Raw genomic sequence first — 18,094 nt, 5'->3', positions numbered from 1 at the left:
CCCCTTGCAGGGGCGATACCGGTGGCCCGGCAAAGCCGGTTCCACGGTATCCCTGGAAGGTTCGCCTTCGGCTCAGTTCTTCGAGCGACCCAGCAGCGCGTAAAGGATGATGGCTCCGAAGGTCGCGCAGCCGATGCCGCCCAGCGCGAAGTCGCCGAACTTCAGCGTGAAGTCGCCGGTGCCGACGATCAGCGTGATGGCCGCGACGATCAGGTTCTTGTTCTGCGAGAAGTCGACCTTGTTGTCGACCCAGATCTTGGCGCCGGCAATGGCGATCAGGCCGAACACCACGATGCTCACGCCGCCCATCACCGGCAGCGGAATCGCCTGGATCAGAGCGCCGAACTTGGGGCTGAAGCCCAGCACCAGAGCGATGACGGCGGCCACCACGAACACCGCGGTGGAATAGATGCGCGTGGCCGCCATCACGCCGATGTTCTCGGCGTAGGTGGTCACGCCCGTGCCGCCCGCCGCGCCGCTCACCACGGTGGCGATGCCGTCGCCGATGAAGGCGCGGCCCATGTACGGGTCGAGGTTGCGGCCCGTCATGGCCGTCACCGCCTTCAGGTGGCCGAGGTTCTCCGCCACCAGGATGATCGCCACGGGGGCGATCAGCAGCATCGCGTTGGCCGTGAACACCGGCGCGGTGAAGGTCGGCATGCCGAACCAGGCGGCGTTGGCGATGCCGCTCAGGTCCACCGGCTTGCCCATACCCATGCCGTTGGTCAGCGCGGCGTAGACCAGCGTGGCCAGGATCAGCCCCACCAGGATCAGCAGGCGCTGCAGCATGCCGCGCGTGAACACCGCCACCAGGCCCACGCAGAGGAAGGTCACGGCCTGCATCCAGGCGTCGAAGTTGCCGGCCGCCATGTTCTTGACCGGCACGCTCGCCAGGTTGAGCCCGATCACCGCCACCACCGCGCCGGTGACCACCGGCGGCATGAAGCGCTCGATCCAGCCCGTGCCGACGGCCTGCACGATGGCCCCGATCAGGATGTACACCACCCCGCAGGCCACGATGCCGCCCAGCGCCACCGCGATGTTGGCGTTGGGGCCCTTGCCCGCGTAGCCGCTGGCCGCGATCACCACGCCGATGAAGGCGAAGCTCGAGCCCAGGTAGCTGGGCACCTTGCCGCCGGTGACGAGATAGAAGATCAGCGTGCCGATGCCGCTCATCAGGATCGCGATGTTGGGGTTGAAGCCCATCAGGATCGGCGCCAGCACCGTGGCGCCGAACATCGCGATGACGTGCTGCACGCCCATGGCGCCGGTCTGCAGCCAGGGCAGCCGCTCGTCGGGCGCGATGACCGCGCCGTTGGCCAGCGCGGACGCGGGCCGTTCAGTCCAGTTGAACATTTTTTTTCTTTCTCCTCTTGTTGGGGTGTTGTGCGCGGTGGGGCCCCGGACGCTCCGGCTTTCCCGGGGCGTGATTGTGGGCGATGAACCCGGGCCTGAACACCGGCACGCACCCTGTGCCGGAGAAAGAGGAAGAGGAGGGCGGGAAGGCGGCCGCCTTCGCCCTCAGCGCGGCTGCAGCACCGCCATCGTGATGCGCGACACGCAGGTCAGCTCGCCCGCCTCGTTCGTCAGGTCGATCTGCCAGACCTGCGTGGTGCGCCCCCGGTGCACCGGCCGTGCCGTGCCGATCACCCAGCCGCTGGTCACCGAGCGGATGTGGTTGGCGTTGATGTCCAGGCCCACGGCCCGGTCGCCCTCGGGGGCCGAGTAGTGGGCGCCGCAGGAGCCCAGCGTCTCGGCCAGCACCACCGACACCCCGCCGTGCAGGATGCCGTAGGGCTGGCGGGTGCGCTCGTCCACCGGGCAGCGGGCGCGGATGAAGTCGTCGCCCACCTCCAGGAACTCCATGCCCAGCGTCGAGACGGCGGTGCCCACGTGGTTGCGCGTCAGCGCCTCGACGGAGATCTCTTTTTTCCAGATACGCATTCGGTGCTTCTTTCTTCTTGCCTGTAACAGTGGCCAAAACTATAGCGATGGCGACTGACAAACCGAGTCGCCTTTGCGTGCTACCTTGCGCCGATGAAGCGCCCTCTGCAGCGCCCTCTGCGCCACTGGCTCATCGGCATTGCCGCCGCAGTGCTGCTGGGCTTGGGCGCGCTGGCGTGGGTGGTGAGCACGCGCCTTCCCACCGACGACGAGGTGGCCGCGAAGATCGCCGAGGCCTTCGAGAAGCGCTTCGGCGTCGCCCTGAAGGTCGGCGGGGCCCATTGGACGCTGCTGCCGGTGCCCGTGCTGGTGCTGTCCGACATCGCCACCGACCAGCCGCGCCCCATCACCCTGCGTCGCGTCACCCTGCGGCTCGATCCCGCGCCGCTGCTGCAGCGCGTCATCGCGGTGGACGAGATCGAGGTTGAAGGCCTGGTGCTGCCGCGCGCCTCGGTACGGGCGTTCCGGGGCAAGGGGCCCAGGCCGCAGGAAGGCGGAGGAGGGGGCATCGTCGCGCTGCCCGCGCCGTGGACGCTCGCTCCCGTGCCCGTGGAACAGCTGCGCTGGCGCGACGTGACCTGGATCGACCGGCGCGACATCGCGCTGGCCTACGACGGCGAGATCCGCTTCGACCCCGGCTGGCGCCCGCGCCAGGCCAGGCTCGAGCGCGCCGGCCTGGAGCCGCCGGCCCAGCCCGTGCGCCTGCGGCTGGACCGCCAGGCCGGGCAGGACCGCTGGCGCACCCGCATCGACGCGGGCGGCGGCACCTGGAACGGCGTCTTCCGGCTCGAGACCCAGCCCGACGGAAAGCTCCAGCTCTCGGCCGACCTGGAGCCGCGCCAGATCGACATCGAGAGCCTGGCGCAGGCCTTCGGGCGCGGCACCTCGGTGGCGGGCAAGTTCTCGGGCACCACCACGCTCTCGGCCGAGGCGGCGAGCACGGACGAGCTCGGCGCGCTGATCCGCAGCCTGCGCACCCGCACCACCTTCTCGGTGCAGCCCGCAACCCTCACCAGGCTGGACGTCGCAAAGGCCGTCACCACCGTCGGAATCAGCCGCGGAGGCACCACCTCGCTGGAAGAACTCAGCGGCACGCTGGAGACCCAGGGCACGGAAGACGGCGTGGTGATGCAGTACAGCAACCTCAAGGCCCGCTCCGGCGTGCTCACGGCCAGCGGCAACCTGAAGCTCTTCAACCGCAAGCTCGACGGCGAGATCGCGGTGGACCTCGTCGACGGCGTGGTCGGCGTGCCGCTCAAGATCGGCGGCACCGCGAGCGACCCCGAGCTTTCGCTGACCGGCGCCGCGCTCACCGGCGCGGCCATCGGCAGCGCGGTGCTGCCCGGCGTGGGCACCGCCATCGGGGCGCGCCTGGGGCAGCAGGTGGAGAAGCTCCTCGGCGGGGACAAGCCGAAGAAGCCGGCGCCGAAGCCCGTGCCCAAGGCCAGGCCCCAGCCCCGACCCTAGCCGGACTCTAGGCAAAGGCCTTGATCGCCGCCGGCACCGTCAGCACCGCCGTGTAGTAGCCCATGAACTGCACGCCGGTGTTGAACCCGATCGCGCGCGACAGCAGCCCGCCCAGCAGCCCCATCGTCAGGATCACCAGCAGCCCGAGCAGCTGGCCTTCCCAGACGCTGATGACCACGATGAGCCCGACGAAGGTCGCGATGATCGCCTCGTGGCTCACCTTGCGCGAGATGAACAGCGCCGCGCGGCGCGCGAAGTTCATGGTGAACGGATAGGCCACCAGCGCGGCCAGGATCACCGCCAGCATGCCGTAGCCCAGGAACTCCCAGTGGTTCAGCAGGTTGTGCAGGTTGTGCGTCTGGCCGCTGGCCGCGTCGATGGTGAACACCGGCGGGGCGTTGAAGAGGGGCGCGGCCGGCCCGGCGGCCACCGGGCTCAGCGGCAGGCCGATGGCGATCAGCGGGATCAGCGCCTCGGCGATGTAGGTGGCCTCGGTCACGCCGTTGCGCGCGGCCAGCGTGGTGGTGAGCCGGTGGTACGCATGCCTGATGCGCGAGCCGACCAGCTCGCCCAGCACCACCGTCATCGCGACCGGGCTGAACACGAAGGTGGCGCTGGAGACCGCCGCCGTCGCGAAGGTCCACTTCACCTGTCCGCGGTCGAGCACCTTGAACGGGTTGGGAAAGTAGCCCGACCAGCCCTTCACGTCGGGCGCCAGCGAGAAGGTGCGGACCTTGTCGCGCTTCATGCGGGCACGCGCGGCGGGCGAGATCACCGAGAACAGGTCGGCCACCAGCGGCCCGATGGCGATGCCCAGGAAGTAGCTGATGCTGAGCTTCACGCCGTACTTGCCGGTGAGCGCCTGCAGCGCCACGATCACCATCACGAAGGGCACCAGCGTCGCCACCGAGGCCCAGCGTCCGCTGGAGAAGTACGCGATGGCCACCGCCGCCGCCACGAAGATCCACGGCGCCGCCTTGGTGATGGCCGCGCCGTAGGGCGCCAGCAGCACCGCGAACAGCACGGCCAGCGGCACCGCGATGAAGGCCGCGATGATCGCGCCCGACACCATCTTGCGCAGCGCGATGTGCGGCACGCCCAGGTTGCGCAGCACGTTGGCGTCCTGCAGCAGCGGCGTGGCCATGGTGTCGCCCGGAATGCCCAGCAGGGCGGTCGGCACCGCGTGCGTCATGTGCTTGGCCACGGCCGCCGCCAGGAAGAAGGTGAACACGCCCACCGGCGGCACGCCCAGCAGCACCACCAGCAGGGTGAGCGGCGCGAGCGTGGTGGTCTCGTCGGTGCCCGACACGAGGCCGATGGCCGCGAACACCACGGCGCCCACGAGGCCCATGCCCGTGGCCACGAGGATCTGGTTCAGGAGCGCGGCGTCGATCATTGCGCGGCTCCTTCGATACGCCGGGCGCGGGGCTCGTACGACGCGAACAGCTCGTGAATCTCGAGTTCCTTCATCTCGCGCACCACCACGGGCGGCAGGTCGTCCATCGAGCCCAGGCCGCCGTGTTCGGCGGCGAGTTCGGCCAGCACCTCCTCGCGCCAGCGCGGGTCGGCCGCCGTGCCCTCGACCACCTCGCGCTTCGGCTCGAAGAGCCGCGCGCAGATCAGGCCCGACACCACGCAGCCGCCCAGGCCGGCGAGCATGGCGTAGGCCCGCGCCAGCTCGGGCGTGCCCACCGTGCCCGCGAGCACGCGGCTGGCGACGAGGTAGCCCGCGAGGCTCACCGCGACGCCGATCACGATCGACCATGCGAGGTGGCCCAGGTCGGCCGTGTCGCCCCATATCTCCACCAGCCGCCAGCGGGCGGGCGCTGCTTCTTCTGCGTTCATTTCTCGTTGTCTCCGTCTGTGGTTGTGGTTGTGTTTGTGGTCGTCCGTCGCGCCTGCGCCTACTTCCTGCGCAGCGCCTCGAGCAGCGCCACCGCGCGGTCGGTGCGCACGTCGTGCTCGGCGGCCATCTGCTTGGCCACCGCGTCGATCTCGTCGCCTGTGGCGCCCGCCACCAGCGCAATGTTGCGGGCGTGCAGCGCCATGTGGCCGCGCTGGATGCCCTCGGTGGCCAGCGCGCGCAGCGCGCCGAGGTTCTGCGCGAGGCCCACCGCCACGGCCACCTCGCCGAGCTCCTGCGCAGACTTCACGTCGAGGATCTTCAGCGCGAGCCGCGCCAGCGGATGCGTCTTCGTCGCGCCGCCCACCAGGCCCACGGGCATCGGCATCTCGATGGTGCCGACGAGCGCGCCGCGGTTGTCGTTCTCCCAGGTCGTGAGCGAGGTGTAGCGGCCGTTGCGGCAGGCGTACGCATGCGCGCCTGCCTCCACCGCACGCCAGTCGTTGCCGGTGGCGACGATCACCGGGTCGATGCCGTTCATGATTCCCTTGTTGTGCGTCGCCGCGCGGTAGGGGTCGACGGCCGCGAAGGTGTAGGCGTCGATCACGCCTTCCACCACTTCCTCGCCGCTGCGCTCGCGCGTGGCGAGCACGGCGGGTTCGAGCCGCACGCGCGCACGGGCCAGCCGCAGGTCGGCCAGGTTCGAGAGGATGCGCAGGCGCACCGTGCCGCCCGTGAGCTGCTCGACCAGCGGCGACACCGCCTCGGCCATCGTGTTGACGGTGTTCGCGCCCATCGCGTCGCGCACGTCGACGACCAGGTGCATCACCACCATCGGGCCGCGCGGCGTGTCGTCGAACACGTGCACCTCGATGTCGCGGCAGCCGCCGCCCAGGCCGATGAGCACCTTGTCGCGGCTGTTGGCCACCTCGAGGATCCGTTCGCGCGCCCGCAGCAGCGCAAGCCGCGCGCCGTACGGGTCGGCAACGCCGATCAGCTGCACCTGCGCGCGCATCAGCGGCCCGGTGCTCGAGGCCTCGAAGCCGCCGCCTTCGCGCGCCAGCTTGGCCATGAAGGAAGCCGCGGCCACCACCGAGGGCTCTTCCACCGCCATCGGCACGAGGTAGTCGCGGCCGTTCACGGTGAAGTTGCCGGCCACGCCCAGCGGCAGCTCGAAGGTGCCGATCACGTTCTCGACCATGCCGTTGGCGCGTTCCACGCCGAGGGCGCCGGGTGCTTCGAGCAGGGCGGTCTCGTCGACGGCGAGCGATGCGGCGCGCGCGAGGTGTTCGAGGCGCTGCGCGGGAGTGAGTGCGCGGAAATTGGGAATGCGGGAGTCGGCGACCATCGTTGCGTGTCTCTTCGTACGAAAGAAAGGAGGTTCTGGAGTCGGTTTCGGGAGCGGGCAATTTAGGTCGGCTGTACCGCCGGCGGAAGGTACAGTTTGTCGGGACAGTGCGGACAGCAGGCGGCCATCCGTGCCCGCTGTGTCACAGTCGAAGCCCATGACGACCATTGCCGATTCGCTCGCCAACGCCATCGAGCGCCAGATCGCGAGCGGCGCCTACAAGGCCGGCGACAAGCTGCCTTCGCTGCGCGAACTGGCGCAGCTCCACGGCTACGCGAAGAACACCGTGGTGGCCGCCTTCGAGCTGCTGGTGTCGCGCGGACTGGTGGAGCCCAGGCGCGGCTCGGGCTACTTCGTGCGACCCCCGCAGCAGCAACAGGCCGCGAAGCCTGCGGAGGACGACGCCGGCAGCCTCGGCCGCGCCATGGACATCGTCTGGCTCATGCGCGAGCAGCTCAAGACCCAGCCCGACGCGATCGCCGTGGGCGACGGCTTCCCGCCCATCGCATGGCTGGCCGACGTGCGGCTCGACAAGTACCACCCCAAGGTGGTCCGCACGGGGCTGGGCGCGCTCTTCCGATACGGCAGCCGCTTCGGCTATGCGCCGCTGCGCGACCACCTCGTGCGCAAGCTCGCCGACTTCGGCATCGGCGCGGAGCCGCGGCAGATCGTGTTGACGCACGGCGCCAACGAGGCGATGGACATCGTCATCCGCTACTTCGTGCCGCCCGGCGGCAAGGTGCTGGTGGACGACCCGGGCTACTACCCGCTGTTCGGCAAGCTCAAGCTGGCGGGCGCCCAGGTGCTGGGCGTGCCGCGCCTGGCCGACGGACCCGACCTCGAGGCGCTGGAGCGACTGCTCGTCGCCGAGCGGCCGCGCCTGTTCTTCACGCAGTCGATCGCGCACAACCCCACCGGCTCCGACATCTCGCCCGCCAAGGCATTCCGCGTGCTGCAGCTCGCGCAGAAGCACGACCTGCTGATCGTCGAGAACGATCCGCTGGCCGACTTCAAGCCCACCTCGCTGCCGCGCCTGGCCGCGCTCGACCAGCTGGAGCGCACGATCTACATCGGCAGCTTCTCCAAGTCGTTCTCGGCGGCGCTGCGCGTGGGCTTCATCGCCTGCGGCGCGGACCTCGCGAGCGACCTCGCCGACCTGAAGGCGCTGATCCACGTGAGCAGCTCGGAATACTGCGAGCGCACGGTCGACGTCATCCTGAGCGAGGGCCACTACCAGCGGCACCTCAACCGCCTGCAGGCGCGGCTGGGCGAGGCCACGCGCAATGCGATCAGGCTCTTCGAATCGGTCGACGCCGAGGTGTTCGCGCGCACCCCGCAGTCGCTCTACGTGTGGGCCGCGCTGCCCGGCGTGGCGGATTCACTGGCCTTCGCGAAGGAGCTGCTGCCGCGCAAGATCGTGATGGCGCCGGGGCGAATCTTCAGCGTCGACTCGACGCAGGTGTCGCGCTGGTCGCGCTTCAACGTGGGCGCCATGGCCGACCCGCGCTTCGCCAAGGCGCTGCGCGTCGCGCTGCGCCGGCAGGCGGGCTGAGCGCCCGCGGCGTCGTCAGCGCCCGAACTCCCCGTGCCGGCCCTCGCCGCCGGCGAAGCGCGCGGCACCGTCCCTGCCTTCCGCGAAGACCACCGGCACGCCCTGGGCGCCCTCGCGGCGCAGCGCCTGCGCGAGCGGCATGTCCCATTGCTCGTAGGCCGAGCGGCGGTCGGCCAGCATGCATTGCTGCGGAAAGGCCGACAGCTGCTGTGCCAGTTCCTGTGCGGCGGCCAGCGCGCCGCCGGGCGGCGTCATGCGGTTGACCAGGCCCATCGCCAGCGCCTCGGGCGCGCCCACCGGGCGGCCCGAGAGGATCATGTCGAGCGCGCGCCCCATGCCCACGATGCGCGGCAGCCGCACGGTGCCGCCGTCGATCAGCGGCACGCCCCAGCGGCGGCAGAACACGCCGAACACGGCGTCCTCGTCGGCCACCCGCAGGTCTGCCAGCAGCGCGAGCTCGAGACCGCCCGCCACCGCGAAGCCGTTCACCGCCGCGATCAGCGGTTTCGACAGCGCCATGCGCGTCGGCCCCATCGGGCCGCTGCCGCCGCCTTCGGGGTCGAGCTCGTTGCGGCGGGCCGGGTCGCCCACGGCCGTGAGGTCGGCGCCCGCGCAGAAGTTGCCGCCCGCGCCGGTCAGCACCGCGACGCGCAGCGCATCTTCGGCCTCGAACCGGCCGAAGGCCTCGCGCAGTTCGGCCGCCACGGGGCCGTCCACCGCGTTGCGCTTGTCGGGCCGGTTCAGGGTGATGGTGAAGACGCCGCCATCTGTGTCGCAGCTCACGTATTGCATGGCCATGCACAGCTCCTTCCGGGGCAAAATCCCATCGTAGGAAATATTTCTTCATTTCGCAACGATGGACAAAATATGTAATGTACCGGTGGCGATCCCCAGCGCCCCCGACCTGATCCTCGACCTGCTCGTGGCCGACGGCGGCACGCTCAGCGCGCAGTCGCTGTGCCGCGCGGGCGCGCTCATGGGCATCGGCGAGTCGACCCTGCGCGTGGGCCTGACGCGGCTGGCGGCCGAGGGCAAGATCGCCCGCGGCGAGCGCGGCAGCTATTCGCTCGACCGGCGCGGCGCGGCGCTCTCGCGCGCGGTCGACGACTGGCGGCACAAGCAGGCGCAGGCGGTCGCGTGGCGCGGCGACTGGCTCGCGGTGCACGACGCGGGCGTGTCGCGCACCGACAAGACCGCATGGCGCCATCACGCGCTCGCGCTCTCGCTGCGCGGATTCGCGGCGCTGCGGCCGGGCCTGCACATCCGGCCTGACAACCTCGCGGGAGGGCTGGAGGCCGAACGCGCGCAGCTGGTGGCGCTGGGGCTCGCGTCCAGCGCACTGGTGTTCCGGCTGGCCGACCTCGACGATGCCGCGCAGGCCGCCGCGCGCAAGCTGTGGAACGTGCGCACGCTCGAGGCCGGCTATCGCCGCCTGCAGACGGGCCTGGAGCGCAGCGAGAAGCGCCTGCGCACGCAGAAGCTCGAAACCGCGACGCGCGAGTCTCTGATGCTGGGGCGGGCCGTGATCGGGCATCTCATTCGCGATCCGCTGCTGCCGGCCGAACTCATGTCGCCCGAGCCGCGCGCGGCGCTGCTGGCCGCCACCCGGCGCTACCAGGACAAGGCGCTGGTGCTGTGGCGCAAGTGGCTGGCGCAGCCGTAGTCCCCGCGGCGGCGCTTCAGCGCGCGGCGGCCAGTTCGTCGAACTGCACCACGCCTTCCTTCATGACCAGCGGAATGCGTTCGCCCTGGCCCAGCAGGCAGCCGATGTCGCGCAGCGGATTGCCGTCCACCACCAGCAGGTCGGCCAGAGCGCCGGGCACCAGCCGGCCCAGCCGGTCGCCCATGCCCAGCACCTCGGCGCCCACCGTGGTCGCGCTGGCGATGGCCTCGGCCGGCGACAGCACCTCCGCGCGCAGGCGGAACTCGTTGCTCTGCAAGCGCTGCGACTCGCCCAGCAGGTCGGAGCCGTAGCCCATCTTCACGCCCGCGGCCTTGTAGATCTCCAGCGAGCGAAGGCCGGCCTCTCGCACGCTGGCCACCTTGGCCACGCTCTCGGGAGGCAGGCCGAGGCTCTCGCCCTCGGTGGCCAGTGCGTCGTAGGTGACGAGCGTGGGCACCACGTACGCACCCAGCTGCGCCATGAGCCCCGCGGTGGGGGTGTCGACGAGGTTGCCGTGCTCGATGGTGCGCACGCCGCAGCGCACCGCGCGCGCGATGGCCGCGGCGGTGTACGCATGCGCCATCACGTAGGTGCCGCGTCCCTCGGCCTCGGCGACGATGGCGCGGATCTCGTCCTCGCTGTAGCCGAAGGCGCCCACCGGGTCGGTGGGCGAGGCCACGCCGCCCGAGGCCATGATCTTGATCTGGTCGGCGCCCATCTGCAGTTCCTCGCGCACCGCCTTGCGCACCGCGTCCACGCCGTCGGCCACGCGCGCCAGCGCGCCGACGCGCACGCAGGTGGCGCAGGCGCCGTCGTTGTTGCTGCTCAGGTAGTCGGAGCGCGCGCGCATGTCGCCGTGGCCGCCGGTCTGGCTCAGTGCGCGGCCCGAGACGAACAGGCGCGGGCCCTGCGCCAGCCCGGCGTCGATGGCCTGCTTGAACGCGAAGCCCGCGCCGCCCGCGTCGCGCACCGTGGTGAAGCCGCGGCGCAGCATGCCGCGCAATATCGGCACGCTGCGCAGCGTCACCAGCACGTTGGGCATGTGCACCTGCCGCGAGAGATTGAGCTCCACCGCGATCACGTGCACGTGCAGGTCGATGAGGCCGGGCATCACGGTCTTGCCCTTCACGTCGATGACGCGTGCCGAGGCGCTGCGGATCGGCTTGTCGGAAACCTCGCGGACCACGCCGTCCTCGACGAGGACGTGATGGTCTTCCAGCAGCTCGGCGCGTTGCGTGTCGAGCAGGTGGGCGTTGCTGAAAAGCACTGCGTTCGTCATGCGGGCGACTCCTTGGTCTGTTGCTCCATCACGGCGGGCACCGCCAGCTGCGCGAACACGCGCGCGGTCTCGACGTGTCCGTCGTCGTACCAATTCTCCTCGTGCAGCATGTTCAGCGTGCCCAGCGTCTCGCCGCGCCACCGCAGCGGAATGTTCAGCACGCTGCGGCAGCCCAGCGACACGATGAGTTCGTGGTCGAAGAACACGTCGCGGATGTCGTCGGCCGTGCGCCCGATGTAGGGCAGGCCGCGCTGCATCACCTGCCGCATCCACGGCGAATCGGTGATCGGCTTGCGTCCGCCCACCGGGTAGGCGTCGCGCATGTTGGTGTAGATGCGCTCCGACTCGCGCGCCTCGCGATGGTGGACCAGGATGGTGAAGAGCCTGTGGCCGATGGTCGCGGCCAGCGCCTTGTCGATCGCGTCGAAAGTGGCCTGGGGTTGCTGCGTGTCGGCGTGCGCGAGGGCGACGGCCGACAGCGATTCGTCCAGAAGAAGATTCCTTGGTTGCATGAATGTCGCTTGTCGTTCAGGAAAGCTCGGCCGCCGCGATGTCTTCCAGCGAGCGGCCGCGCGTGGGAATGCCCATGAAGGTGACGGCCGCGGCGCCCAGCAGCAGCACGGCCGTCGTCATGCCGAACACGCCCGCGAAGCCCAATGTCGGATACACGAAGCCGACCAGGATCGGCGCCGTGATGCCGCCGATGCGCCCGATGGCCGATGCCAGCCCCGCGCCGGTGGCACGCACCTGCGTCGGGAACACTTCCGGCGTGTAGGCGTAGACGCCCGCGTAGGTGCCGTTCATGAAGAAGGACAGCAGCACGCCCGCCGCCATGATCTGCGTGTCGCTGTGCGTGAAGGCCAGCCCCAGCGCCGAGAGTCCGCCCAGCAGCATGTAGCCCACGATGGTGGCCTGCCGGCCGATCTTCTCGTTGAGCCATGCGGCCGAGAAGTAGCCCGGGATCTGCGCCAGGTACATCACCAGCGAATAGCCGAAGCTCTTGGTGATGGTCATGCCGTTCTGGATCAGCAGGCTCGGGATCCAGGTGAAGAACGAGTAGTAGCTGAAGGTGATCGACAGCCACATCAGCCAGGTCATGACGCTGATGCGCATCAGCCTGCGCGACACCAGCGTGGCGTAGTTCTTCAGCAGGCTGCCGCGGCTGCTGCTGGGCGGCGGCGCGGCCACGTCCTCCTCGTTGAGGGCGGGCAGCGCGAGGCCGCGGCGCGCCATGTCGGACTCCATCGCGTCGACGATCGTGTCGGCTTCTGCCTGCCGGCCCTGGCTTTCGAGCCAGCGCGGCGACTCCGGCAGCGCGCGGCGCCACCACAGCAGGAGCAGCACCGGCAGCGCGGTGATGAAGATCACGATGCGCCAGCCCTGCGGGTGTGCCGGCACGATGAAATAGCCCAGCAACGCCGCCGCCACGAAGCCGAAGGAGAAGAAGCCGGCCAGCGCGCCGGTGAAGGTGCCCCGGTAGCGGCGCGCCACGAATTCCGACAGGTAGGGCGCGATGATCGCGCTTTCGGCTCCCGCGCCGAAGCCGGCCACGATGCGCAGGGCCAGGAACAGCGTCCAGCTGTCGACCATGCCGCTGAAGAGCGAGGCCACGCAGTAGATCGCGAGCGCCGACATCATCACCTTGCGCCGCCCGAACAGGTCGCCGCAGGTGCCGGCCGCGAGCGCGCCGAAGAAGAAGCCGATGAAGTTCGCGCTGGCCAGCACGCCGATCTGCACGCTGCCGAGCCCCCATTCGGTGCGCAGCACCGGCAGCACGAACGCGATCACCGCGGCGTCCATCGCATCGAAGGTGTAGCCCAGTCCTCCCATGAGGAGCAGGCGCCGATGGAAGCCGGAGAACGGCAGGCGCTCGATGCGGGCCGACAGCATGGTCATGTGAATCCCTCGACTTCGGTGGAGCGTTGAAGAGCAACGGTGACGAAGCGGCAGATCGTAGGATCGCGTGGATATCACGACAAATTTATATGCGTGATTGTGTTCATTGACCCAGTGAATGAAATGACGAACGAACGATCGGGGCACGCCATGAACTACCGCAACGCCGACCTCAACCTGCTGAAGGTGTTCGAGGCGCTCATGACCGAGGGCAACGTCACGCGTGCGGCCGGCAAGCTGTCGCTGACGCAGCCGGCGGTGAGCAACGCGCTGCGCCGGCTGCGCGACACCTTCGACGATCCGCTCTTCGTGCGCAGCGGTGCAGGCGTCAACCCGACGCGGCGCGCCATCGACCTGTGGGAGCCGCTGTCGCAGTCGCTGCAGGCGATCCGCGCGACGATGGACATCGAGCACTTCGACGCGTTGCGCAGCACCGCGAGCGTGAGCATCGCCATGTCCGACTACGTGTCGTCCATCGTGGTGCCTCGGCTGGCGCAGAGGCTGGGCAAGGTCGCGCCGTCGATGCAGGTCCACGCCATTCCGAACACGCTGGTCGACTTCGGCCCGGTGCTGGCCGACAACAAGGCCGACTTCGCGATCAGCGTCTACAACGAGGAGGTGCGGCGGCCGGCGTTCCTCAAGTCGCGGGCGCTGTGGTCGCCCGACTTCGTCTGCATCATGCGCGCGGGCCATCCGCTGGCGCGCGCCGACAGGATTCCGCTGAAGAAGTTTCTCGCCGCCCGCCACGTGGACGTGAGCCTGGTCGGCAAGACCACGCCCACCTACGACCTGTTCCTGCGCAGCCGCGGGCTGCAGCGCAACCTGGTCGCGACGGTGAACCACTACGGCGCGGCATACGAGGTGGTGCGCCGCTCCGACCTGATCGCCGTGCTGCCGTGGTCCGAGAAGTTCGAGCCTCCGCGCCTGACGGGCCTGCGCAAGATGCCCGTGCCGCTGGAGGCGCCGCCGCGCATCATCGAGCTCTTCTGGCACCAGCGCAACGAGAGCTCGGGGCTGCACCGGTGGCTGAAGAACACGCTGCTGGACCTGTTCGAGCAGGCCTGAGCGCCTGCCCCCGCCGGGAAATCAGCCTTCGAGCCGCACCACCAGCGCATCGGCGCCGGAGGGCGAGCGCGCATGCAGCCGCTCGACTTCGGCCGCGCGCCGCGTCAGCACGGCGCGCTGGTTGATGTAGCCCTTGTCGGTGATCTCGCCCGCGTCGAGGCTCGGCGGTTCCGCCAGCACCAGCGCGCAGGCCGGGCATTGCGAGGATCCCGCGCCTTCGTCGCGCAGCGAGCGCAGCACGCCTGCGATGCGCTCTCCCATGGCCTGCGGCGCAAGCGCGGCACCCTGTGGGCTGGCGAACACCAGCATGCCGATCTCGTCGCGGTCGTGGCCCGTGAGCACCACGTCCTGCACATGCGGCGCGAGCAGCGACACCAGCTTCACGCGCAGCGTGCCCACCGACACCCAGGTGCCAGTGGAGAGCTTGAAGTCTTCCGCCACGCGGCCGTTGAAGATCACGCCCTGCGCGGGCTGTGCCGGGTTCGCCAGGAAGCCGGCGTCGCCGATGCGGTAGTAGCCTTCCTCGTCGAAGGCCTGCGCTGTCTCGCGCGGTGCGTCGCGATAGCCGGGGAACACCGAGACGCCCTTGACGCGCATCTCCAGCTTCTCCCCGTTGGGCACGAACTTCAGCTCCAGCCCCGGCAGCGGCGCGCCGATGCAGCCGGCGCCGTCGAGCTTCCAGTGCGCCGAGGTGATGGCGGGCGATGTCTCCGTCGCGCCCCACGAGGTGGTGAGCCACAGCGGCCGCTCGGGGCGCACGCGCCGGGCCACCGCCTCGAGCCTCTGCCAGGTGGAGGGCGCGAGCGCCGCCGCCGCGTAGAAGGCAAGGCGCAGCCGCGAGAGCACTTCGGCAGCCAGCGCATCGTCGGCCTCGAGGAAGGGCAGCAGCATGTCGAAGCCGCGCGGCACGTTGAACAGCAGCGTGGGCTTCACCTCGCGCAGGTTGCGCACCGTCTTTTCGATCAGGCCCGGCGCGGGCCGGCCCTCGTCGATGTAGAGCGCGCCGCCGTGGCACAGCACCATGTGCAGGTTGTGGTTGGCGCCGAAGGTGTGGCTCCAGGGCAGCCAGTCGACCAGCACCGGCTTTTCGTGCGCGAGGAAGCGCCATGTCTGCGCCATCATCTGCTGGTTGGCGCACAGCATGCGGTGCGTGTTGATGACCACCTTGGGCTTGCCGGTGGAGCCGGAGGTCAGCAGGTACTTGGCGTGCGTATCGGGCAGCACGTTGGCGAAGGCCTGCATGACGGCGGGCGTTTCCTTCGCCGCGAGCAGGCTGTCGAAGGCCAGCGCGCCCGGATGCGCATCGGCGTTGCGGCTGAACACCGTGACCGCCTCGACGCCGCAGCCCGCGAGCGAGCCGCCGTACACCTTCGCGTCGGATGCGTAGATCAGCCCCGGCTTCAGCGTCTGCAGCATGCCGTGCAGCCGCGACGGGTCCTTCGCCATGCGCGAGTAGGCGCTGGAGAGCGAGCAGGCGGTGCGGCCGATGTGCATGGCCGCGAGCATCAGCACCGCGTGGTCGATGGCGTTGTCCGAGAGGATCACGACCGGTTGTCCCGCCGGCAGGTTCAGGTCGAGCAGCCCCTGCGCCACCGTGCCCACCGCATGGCGCAGCGCACGGTAGTCCAGCCTGCGCCAGCCTTCGCCGCTCTCGTCGCGTTCCGCGAAGGCCAGCGCGTCGGGCGTTTCGCCCGCCCAGCGCTCGATCCATTCGCCGATGCAGCGCGCATAAGGCTTCAGCGCCATCGGCGAACGCAGCGCGAAGGAGTCGTCGTCGAAGTCGATGCGCACCGTGCGGGGCGGGGCGATCAGGCTTTCATCGAGGAGGAAGTCGGTCATTTCAGTCGAGTCTGCCGGTGTCGCTCTTGGCGCGAATCAGGTTTAACAGCAGGGTGTCGCGGGCGGATTCGAGATCTGCCGTACGGCGTTGACCAAGCTCCTCGGCCACGCCTTGCGCCACCTGCTGCTTCAGCTCGGCCGTCATCGATGGCGCGCCCAGGTCCTTCCACCAGTCCTCGATCGGCCCGCCCAGGTGCGCGAGCACATGCTCGATGCCGCCCGCGCCGCCCGACAGATGCAGGTTCATGAACGGCCCCATCACCGCCCAGCGCAGGCCGGGCCCGTGCGCGATGGCCGCGTCGATGTCGGCCACGCTGGCCACACCCTGGTCGACCAGATGGAAGGCCTCGCGCCACAGCGCCGCCTGCAGCCGGTTCGCGATGTGGCCCTTGACCTCGCGCTTCACGTGGATCGGCCGCTTGCCGATGGCCGCGTAGAACGCCATCGTGCGTTCGATGGCCTCGGCCGAGGTCTGCTCGCCGCCGATCACTTCCACCAGCGGGATCAGGTGCGGCGGGTTGAACGGATGCCCTAGCACCACGCGCTGCGGATGCGCGCAGCCCGACTGCACGCCGCTGATCGCCAGGCCCGAGGAACTCGAGGCGAGGATGGTCTCGGGCGGCGCGGCCGCGTCCATGCGGCGGAACAGGTCGATCTTGAAATCCATGCGCTCGGGGCCGTTCTCCTGGACGAAGTCGGCCACCGAGACGGCATCTTCCAGGCTGTCGTGGAAGCGCAGGCGGTCCACCGAGGCGCCCGGAGCCAGGCCGAAGCGCTCCAGCGTCGGCCAGTGCCGCGCCACGGCTTCGCGCAGCCTCTCTTCCGCGCCTGGCGAGGGGTCGGTCGCGTTCACGTCCAGCCCGTGCGCGAGGAAGTGCGCGACCCAGCTCGCGCCGATCACGCCGGTGCCGACCACCGCCACGCGTTTGATTTCCAACGAGGATGTGCTCATGTCGATTTCCACCGCGCGCAGCGGCTCTCCGCCTTCGTGGTCCATGCGGCCTCGCCGCGGATCGGCTCGACCACCTTGTAGTAATCCCAGGGTTCCTTCGACTCGGCCGGCGCCTTCACCTGCATCAGGTGCATGTCGTGCACCATCAGCCCGTCGTCGCGCAGCCAGCCGCCCTTGACGAACATGTCATTGAACTTCGTCTTGCGCAACTGGGCCATCACCTTGTCGGCGTCGTCGCTGCCCGCGGCCTTCACCGCCTGCAGGTATTGCAGCGCGGCCGAGTAGTCGCCGGCATGGAAGGAGGAGGGCATGCGCTTGTGCTTGTCGAAGAAGCGGCGGGACCACTCGCGTGCCTCGGGGGTCTGGTTCCAGTACCAGCTGTCGGTGAGGTACATGCCCTGCGACGCCTTCAGGCCCAGCGCGTGCACGTCGTTGATGGTGATGATCATGCCCGCCAGCTTCATGTTCCTGGCGATGCCGAATTCCGCCGCCGACTTGATGGCGTTGACCGTGTCGCCGCCCGCGTTGGCCAGCGCCAGCACCTGCGCCTTCGAGTTCTGCGCCTGCAGCATGAAGGAAGAGAAATCGCTCGCGCCCAGCGGATGCTTGACCGAGCCGGCCACCGTGCCGCCGCTCGCCAGCACGGTCTTGGTCGCGTCGTTCTGCAGCGCGGCGCCAAAGGCATAGTCGGCCGCCACGAAGTACCAGCTCTTGCCGCCGGCCTTGACCACCGCGCTCGCGGTGCCGCGCGCCATGGCCACCGTGTCGTAGGCGTAGTGCACCGTGTAGGGCGAGCAGTACTCGTTGGTGAGGCTGGACGCGCCCGAGCCCACCACGAAGTAGGGCTTCTTCTTGTCGGCCGCCACGCCCGCCATGGCGATGGCAGCGCCCGAATTGACGCCGCCGATCAGCATGTCGACCTTCTGCACGTCGAACCACTCGCGCGCCTTGGCGGCCGCGATGTCGGGCTTGTTCTGGTGGTCGGCCGTGACCAACTCGATCTTCTTGCCGCCGATGGCGCCGCCCATGTCGGCGATCGCCATGCGGATGGCCTCGGCGCCGGCCGGGCCGTCGTAGTCGCGGTAGATGCCCGACATGTCGCTGATGAAGCCGATGCGGATCGTGTCGTCGGACACCTGGGCCGATGCGCCGGCGGCGAATGCCATGCCGAGCGCGGTGGCGAGAACGGTGCGGGAAAGAGTGCTCATGTGCTTGTCTCCGGTTGCTTTTTTCTTGTCGTGCGCCG

At 69.7% G+C, this 18,094-nt stretch carries 16 protein-coding genes; 4 read left to right on the top strand and 12 right to left on the bottom strand.

What is annotated here, in order from left to right:
* Positions 1 to 72: 72 nt before the first annotated feature.
* Both BMY35_RS04135 and BMY35_RS04130 read right to left on the bottom strand, forming a co-directional pair.
* Positions 73 to 1,356, bottom strand: coding sequence for a solute carrier family 23 protein (locus BMY35_RS04135; protein WP_093195744.1), 1,284 nt, complete (start codon positions 1,354 to 1,356; stop codon positions 73 to 75).
* Between the two features lie 165 nt (positions 1,357 to 1,521).
* A complete protein-coding gene (locus BMY35_RS04130) occupies positions 1,522 to 1,944 on the bottom strand; it encodes a hotdog fold thioesterase (protein ID WP_093195743.1) in 423 nt (140 codons plus the stop codon).
* A 93-nt stretch (positions 1,945 to 2,037) separates the two neighbouring features.
* Between BMY35_RS04130 and BMY35_RS04125 the strand changes: the two genes are divergently transcribed.
* Positions 2,038 to 3,411, top strand: a complete 1,374-nt coding sequence (locus BMY35_RS04125; protein WP_256228177.1) for a hypothetical protein — start codon at positions 2,038 to 2,040, stop codon at positions 3,409 to 3,411.
* Between the two features lie 7 nt (positions 3,412 to 3,418).
* On the opposite strand, the gene BMY35_RS04120 is transcribed toward BMY35_RS04125, so the two are convergent.
* Genes BMY35_RS04120 through BMY35_RS04110 form a run of 3 tightly spaced genes read right to left on the bottom strand, consistent with a single transcriptional unit; the run spans position 3,419 to position 6,602 of the window.
* Positions 3,419 to 4,807, bottom strand: a complete 1,389-nt coding sequence (locus BMY35_RS04120; RefSeq protein ID WP_093195742.1) for a tripartite tricarboxylate transporter permease — start codon at positions 4,805 to 4,807, stop codon at positions 3,419 to 3,421.
* On the bottom strand, positions 4,804 to 5,256 hold the full coding sequence (locus tag BMY35_RS04115) for a hypothetical protein (protein WP_093195741.1): 453 nt from the start codon (positions 5,254 to 5,256) through the stop codon (positions 4,804 to 4,806). Before BMY35_RS04115 ends, BMY35_RS04120 begins: the two co-directional genes overlap by 4 nt.
* A gap of 59 nt (positions 5,257 to 5,315) precedes the next feature.
* The gene (locus BMY35_RS04110; RefSeq protein ID WP_093195740.1) at positions 5,316 to 6,602 is read right to left on the bottom strand and encodes a hydroxymethylglutaryl-CoA reductase, degradative; all 1,287 of its coding nucleotides are present in this window, start codon (positions 6,600 to 6,602) and stop codon (positions 5,316 to 5,318) included.
* Between the two features lie 157 nt (positions 6,603 to 6,759).
* On the opposite strand from BMY35_RS04110, the gene BMY35_RS04105 reads away from it, so the two are divergent.
* Positions 6,760 to 8,154 (top strand): aminotransferase-like domain-containing protein, encoded by a 1,395-nt coding sequence (locus tag BMY35_RS04105; RefSeq protein WP_093195739.1) that lies wholly within the window; start codon positions 6,760 to 6,762, stop codon positions 8,152 to 8,154.
* A 15-nt stretch (positions 8,155 to 8,169) separates the two neighbouring features.
* On the opposite strand, the gene BMY35_RS04100 is transcribed toward BMY35_RS04105, so the two are convergent.
* The gene (locus tag BMY35_RS04100; RefSeq protein WP_093195738.1) at positions 8,170 to 8,952 is read right to left on the bottom strand and encodes a crotonase/enoyl-CoA hydratase family protein; all 783 of its coding nucleotides are present in this window, start codon (positions 8,950 to 8,952) and stop codon (positions 8,170 to 8,172) included.
* 82 nt (positions 8,953 to 9,034) lie between these two features.
* Here BMY35_RS04100 and BMY35_RS04095 point away from each other — a divergent pair, with 82 nt between their 5' ends.
* Positions 9,035 to 9,817, top strand: a complete 783-nt coding sequence (locus tag BMY35_RS04095; protein WP_256228172.1) for a PaaX family transcriptional regulator — start codon at positions 9,035 to 9,037, stop codon at positions 9,815 to 9,817.
* 16 nt (positions 9,818 to 9,833) lie between these two features.
* On the opposite strand, the gene BMY35_RS04090 is transcribed toward BMY35_RS04095, so the two are convergent.
* Genes BMY35_RS04090 through BMY35_RS04080 form a run of 3 tightly spaced genes read right to left on the bottom strand, consistent with a single transcriptional unit; the run spans position 9,834 to position 12,992 of the window.
* Positions 9,834 to 11,096, bottom strand: coding sequence for a metal-dependent hydrolase family protein (locus BMY35_RS04090; protein WP_093195736.1), 1,263 nt, complete (start codon positions 11,094 to 11,096; stop codon positions 9,834 to 9,836).
* The gene (locus tag BMY35_RS04085; protein WP_093195735.1) at positions 11,093 to 11,608 is read right to left on the bottom strand and encodes a GAF domain-containing protein; all 516 of its coding nucleotides are present in this window, start codon (positions 11,606 to 11,608) and stop codon (positions 11,093 to 11,095) included. Before BMY35_RS04085 ends, BMY35_RS04090 begins: the two co-directional genes overlap by 4 nt.
* 16 nt (positions 11,609 to 11,624) lie before the next feature.
* Positions 11,625 to 12,992, bottom strand: a complete 1,368-nt coding sequence (locus tag BMY35_RS04080) for an MFS transporter (protein ID WP_093195734.1) — start codon at positions 12,990 to 12,992, stop codon at positions 11,625 to 11,627.
* A gap of 150 nt (positions 12,993 to 13,142) precedes the next feature.
* On the opposite strand from BMY35_RS04080, the gene BMY35_RS04075 reads away from it, so the two are divergent.
* Positions 13,143 to 14,057, top strand: coding sequence for a LysR family transcriptional regulator (locus BMY35_RS04075; RefSeq protein WP_093195733.1), 915 nt, complete (start codon positions 13,143 to 13,145; stop codon positions 14,055 to 14,057).
* Positions 14,058 to 14,078: 21 nt separating this feature from the next.
* Here the strand turns inward: BMY35_RS04075 and BMY35_RS04070 are convergent, their stop codons facing one another.
* The 3 genes from BMY35_RS04070 to BMY35_RS04060 are packed head-to-tail and all read right to left on the bottom strand — an operon-like array spanning position 14,079 to position 18,056.
* Positions 14,079 to 15,896 (bottom strand): feruloyl-CoA synthase, encoded by a 1,818-nt coding sequence (locus BMY35_RS04070; protein ID WP_093195732.1) that lies wholly within the window; start codon positions 15,894 to 15,896, stop codon positions 14,079 to 14,081.
* Between the two features lies 1 nt (position 15,897).
* Positions 15,898 to 16,848 carry a 3-hydroxyacyl-CoA dehydrogenase NAD-binding domain-containing protein gene (locus BMY35_RS04065; RefSeq protein WP_093196164.1) on the bottom strand — a complete coding sequence of 317 codons (951 nt, stop codon included), beginning with the start codon at positions 16,846 to 16,848 and terminating at the stop codon, positions 15,898 to 15,900.
* On the bottom strand, positions 16,845 to 18,056 hold the full coding sequence (locus BMY35_RS04060) for an ABC transporter substrate-binding protein (protein WP_093195731.1): 1,212 nt from the start codon (positions 18,054 to 18,056) through the stop codon (positions 16,845 to 16,847). Before BMY35_RS04060 ends, BMY35_RS04065 begins: the two co-directional genes overlap by 4 nt.
* Positions 18,057 to 18,094 lie beyond the last annotated feature (38 nt).

Source organism: Variovorax sp. YR750 (genome assembly GCF_900109805.1).
Classification (GTDB): domain Bacteria; phylum Pseudomonadota; class Gammaproteobacteria; order Burkholderiales; family Burkholderiaceae_C; genus Variovorax; species Variovorax gossypii.
This window is presented reverse-complemented; position numbering and strand designations above follow the sequence as displayed.

Coding starts and splice junctions, on each gene's coding strand:
- BMY35_RS04135 (WP_093195744.1), bottom strand. CDS start 1,356: ATGTTCAACTGGACTGAACGGCCCGCGTCCGCGCTGGCCAACGGCGCG.
- BMY35_RS04130 (WP_093195743.1), bottom strand. CDS start 1,944: ATGCGTATCTGGAAAAAAGAGATCTCCGTCGAGGCGCTGACGCGCAAC.
- BMY35_RS04125 (WP_256228177.1), top strand. CDS start 2,038: ATGAAGCGCCCTCTGCAGCGCCCTCTGCGCCACTGGCTCATCGGCATT.
- BMY35_RS04120 (WP_093195742.1), bottom strand. CDS start 4,807: ATGATCGACGCCGCGCTCCTGAACCAGATCCTCGTGGCCACGGGCATG.
- BMY35_RS04115 (WP_093195741.1), bottom strand. CDS start 5,256: ATGAACGCAGAAGAAGCAGCGCCCGCCCGCTGGCGGCTGGTGGAGATA.
- BMY35_RS04110 (WP_093195740.1), bottom strand. CDS start 6,602: ATGGTCGCCGACTCCCGCATTCCCAATTTCCGCGCACTCACTCCCGCG.
- BMY35_RS04105 (WP_093195739.1), top strand. CDS start 6,760: ATGACGACCATTGCCGATTCGCTCGCCAACGCCATCGAGCGCCAGATC.
- BMY35_RS04100 (WP_093195738.1), bottom strand. CDS start 8,952: ATGGCCATGCAATACGTGAGCTGCGACACAGATGGCGGCGTCTTCACC.
- BMY35_RS04090 (WP_093195736.1), bottom strand. CDS start 11,096: ATGACGAACGCAGTGCTTTTCAGCAACGCCCACCTGCTCGACACGCAA.
- BMY35_RS04085 (WP_093195735.1), bottom strand. CDS start 11,608: ATGCAACCAAGGAATCTTCTTCTGGACGAATCGCTGTCGGCCGTCGCC.
- BMY35_RS04080 (WP_093195734.1), bottom strand. CDS start 12,992: ATGACCATGCTGTCGGCCCGCATCGAGCGCCTGCCGTTCTCCGGCTTC.
- BMY35_RS04075 (WP_093195733.1), top strand. CDS start 13,143: ATGAACTACCGCAACGCCGACCTCAACCTGCTGAAGGTGTTCGAGGCG.
- BMY35_RS04070 (WP_093195732.1), bottom strand. CDS start 15,896: ATGACCGACTTCCTCCTCGATGAAAGCCTGATCGCCCCGCCCCGCACG.
- BMY35_RS04065 (WP_093196164.1), bottom strand. CDS start 16,848: ATGAGCACATCCTCGTTGGAAATCAAACGCGTGGCGGTGGTCGGCACC.
- BMY35_RS04060 (WP_093195731.1), bottom strand. CDS start 18,056: ATGAGCACTCTTTCCCGCACCGTTCTCGCCACCGCGCTCGGCATGGCA.